Source organism: Devosia sp. (genome assembly GCF_041917035.1).
Taxonomy (GTDB): domain Bacteria; phylum Pseudomonadota; class Alphaproteobacteria; order Rhizobiales; family Devosiaceae; genus Devosia_A.
Genome location: NZ_JAYRYM010000375.1, coordinates 1 through 2,583 on the forward strand (window position 1 = coordinate 1; position 2,583 = coordinate 2,583).

The 2,583-nt window shown below is 65.1% G+C and carries 4 protein-coding genes; 1 reads left to right on the forward strand and 3 read right to left on the reverse strand.

Going from position 1 to position 2,583, the window contains the following annotated elements; genetic code table 11:
• The 3 genes from ACE3TU_RS21240 to ACE3TU_RS21250 form a co-directional block, all read right to left on the reverse strand.
• The coding region (locus ACE3TU_RS21240; RefSeq protein ID WP_374627852.1) for an SRPBCC domain-containing protein at positions 1-352 on the reverse strand (352 nt) is incomplete at its 3' end.
• 34 nt (positions 353-386) lie between these two features.
• Complete coding sequence (locus tag ACE3TU_RS21245) at positions 387-731, reverse strand: ArsR/SmtB family transcription factor (protein WP_374627853.1); 345 nt, start codon at positions 729-731, stop codon at positions 387-389.
• Positions 732-794: 63 nt separating this feature from the next.
• Complete coding sequence (locus ACE3TU_RS21250; protein WP_374627854.1) at positions 795-2,030, reverse strand: MFS transporter; 1,236 nt, start codon at positions 2,028-2,030, stop codon at positions 795-797.
• Positions 2,031-2,173: 143 nt separating this feature from the next.
• On the opposite strand from ACE3TU_RS21250, the gene ACE3TU_RS21255 reads away from it, so the two are divergent.
• The coding region (locus tag ACE3TU_RS21255) for a hypothetical protein (protein ID WP_374627855.1) at positions 2,174-2,583 on the forward strand (410 nt) is incomplete at its 3' end.

Sequence of the window (2,583 nt, forward strand, 5' to 3'; positions counted from 1 at the left end):
GGATCATCAGATGGGTTCCGTCCGCTTCGACGGTGAAGGAGACGGTGGCCAGCGAGACCGAGATGCGCTGGCCGTTCATCGTCATCTCGTAGGTGTAGACGATGCGGCTGTCCGGCACGATGTCGTGATAGCGCACATCAAAGGTGTACAGGTCGGCGCCCATCCGGTCCGCGTTGTACTCGCGCCCACCCTCCCGGAACTCGAATACGGCAGAGGCGTTGGCGGGATCCGGCGAGCCGAACCACTGCCGCTTGAATTCCGGTTTCGACCAGGCCGAGAACACCTTCGAGACCGGGTGCGGGTAACGTCGATGCACCGTGAATGTGCCATGCACAATCGACCGTTCGGTCATAGAGGCTCCGTTTCACTCTGCAGCAGGGCAGGTCTCAGCGTTTGTCGTCATCCGGCGGCAGAGCGTCGAGGAACGCGCCCAGCCGATCGAGGCGCCTCTCCCATCCGACCCGCCTGTCGTTCAGCCACTTTTCGACCATTCCAAGCGCGCCGGCATCCATAGTGCAGGTCCTGACCCGACCGACCTTTTCGGTCCGAACCAGCCCGCTTTCCTCCAGCACCTTGAGGTGCTGCACCACGGCGGGCAGCGACATCTCGAACGGCTCGGCCAACTCGCTGACCGAGGCCGGGCCGTGGCTCAGCCGATCGACCATCCGCCGTCGCGTGGGATCGGCAAGCGCCTGAAACATCAGGTCCAGCGGCACTTCTTGGTTAAGCATAGAATTAAGTATGCATTCCCGATCATGCTGTCAATGGCCGGCTCGGCAGCCTTCGAGCGGACGTCAGGCCACCTGCGCCTGTGGGGCAGGACGGGAAGCGTCGAGACTTGACGGTGGCGGAAAGGCGAGCGCCATCGCTGCCGCTGACAGTCCCACGGCCGCTGACGCGACATAGAGCCAATGGTAGGTTCCGAAGGTATCATAGAGCCAACCACCGCCAACCGGCCCGAACGCCATGCCGGTGCTGGAGGTCATGGTCGCCGCCCCCAGGACGGTGCCCATCACCTTGGGTCCGAAATAGTCGCGGGCCAGCACCGCGTAGAGCGGCATCACGCCGCCATAGGCCATGCCGAGCAGCGCTGCCAGCGCATAAAACCCCGACAGTTCGGTGACGTAGATGTAGACGAAGATGCCGACGGCCTGCAGGGCCAGGCCGGCAACCAGCACGCGCCGCACCCCGAACCGATCGGCCGCGATCCCGAAGGCCAGCCGTCCGACGAGGCCCGCCACGCCTTCGACGCTGTAGATACTGGCTGCAGCAAGGGCGGAGGCTCCACAGATTGTCGCGTAGCTGACCGTATGGAAGATAGGCCCCGAATGGGCTGCGCAACACAGAAAGAAGGTCGCCGCCAGGACGATGAACTGCGGCGACCTGAGCACCGCGCCGACAGAGAGCCGGCGATCCGGTGCGGCCGCCTCCTGCCGGTCGTGCCCGTTCGGCCCCGGTTCGGCCAGGGCCGGTCTGCGCCGGATGAGGAGGGCAGCCGGCATCAGCATTGCCAGCGCTCCGATCGCGATGCTCAGCATGGCCGCCCGCCATCCGTAGGTCTCGATCAGCAGGCTCGCAAAAGGCGTGACCACCATCGGCGCTACGCCGCCACCGACGGAAACCAGCGACACGGCAAGACTGCGATTCTTGTCGAACCAGCCGACCGTGGCCGCCATGATCGGGGCGAAGAAGGCGCCGCCCGAAGCGCCGACCAGACCGCCATAGGCGAACTGGAAGCTGAGCAGGTCGGTCGCCCGGCTGGCCAGCACCAGCCCGGCAACCAGCAGCAGTGAGGCCAGGAGCACGACCGGCCGTGCGCCGATCCGGTCGCTGAGCGCGCCCCAGCCGAACCCCGCGACGCCCATAACGACGAACCCCCCCGTCATCGCGCCGGATATTCCGGCTCGCGTCCATCCCGTCTCCGCCGCTATGGGTTGCAGATAGACGGGTAGCGCGAACATCGCTCCCATCGCTACGCAGGTGATCACCGCTCCCGCGGCAACCACCACCCAACCATAATTCGAGCGCATTCAAGAACCCCTTCGCCAGCATCACAGCATAGACGAGCGGCTGCACGCTACTTCGACACGCGTGCTCGCGTCTTCGTTGCGATGGCCCGGCCTCACGTTTTGGCTAGACTGGCAACTGGATGGCGGGAGGGAAGGACTGCGCGATGATTCCACCGGGACCCGGTGAGGTGAGGCTGCGACGGGCGCTTGCCCCGCTGTCGTTCCCGTTCATCGAAGAGCGATCGATCAAGTTCTCGCCCGGGCGGGCTTCGGCCGATCGGCTGCTCCTGAGCTTCGTGGCGCGAAGCCTGGACCCGGACAGGAAGTCGAGCCTCAGCGCCGTTACCCTGCAGTTGGGGCTAACGCCGGAAGATGCAGGGCAACTCATCGAGTTGGTGGACCATGCCGAGACGGTTCACTTCGGGGCCGAGCACGATCGCGACATCGCCCTGAAGCTCTATCTGGAGTTCCCCGTCGGTGCGGTCCTGCCGGCACTGGTTCCACCCGGAACCATCTTCTTTGCCGCCAAGTGGGTATCCGGCGGTCGGGCGACCTTCTCGATCTACCGTGATTT

Coding starts and splice junctions, on each gene's coding strand:
- ACE3TU_RS21245 (WP_374627853.1), bottom strand. CDS start 731: ATGCTTAACCAAGAAGTGCCGCTGGACCTGATGTTTCAGGCGCTTGCC.
- ACE3TU_RS21250 (WP_374627854.1), bottom strand. CDS start 2,030: ATGCGCTCGAATTATGGTTGGGTGGTGGTTGCCGCGGGAGCGGTGATC.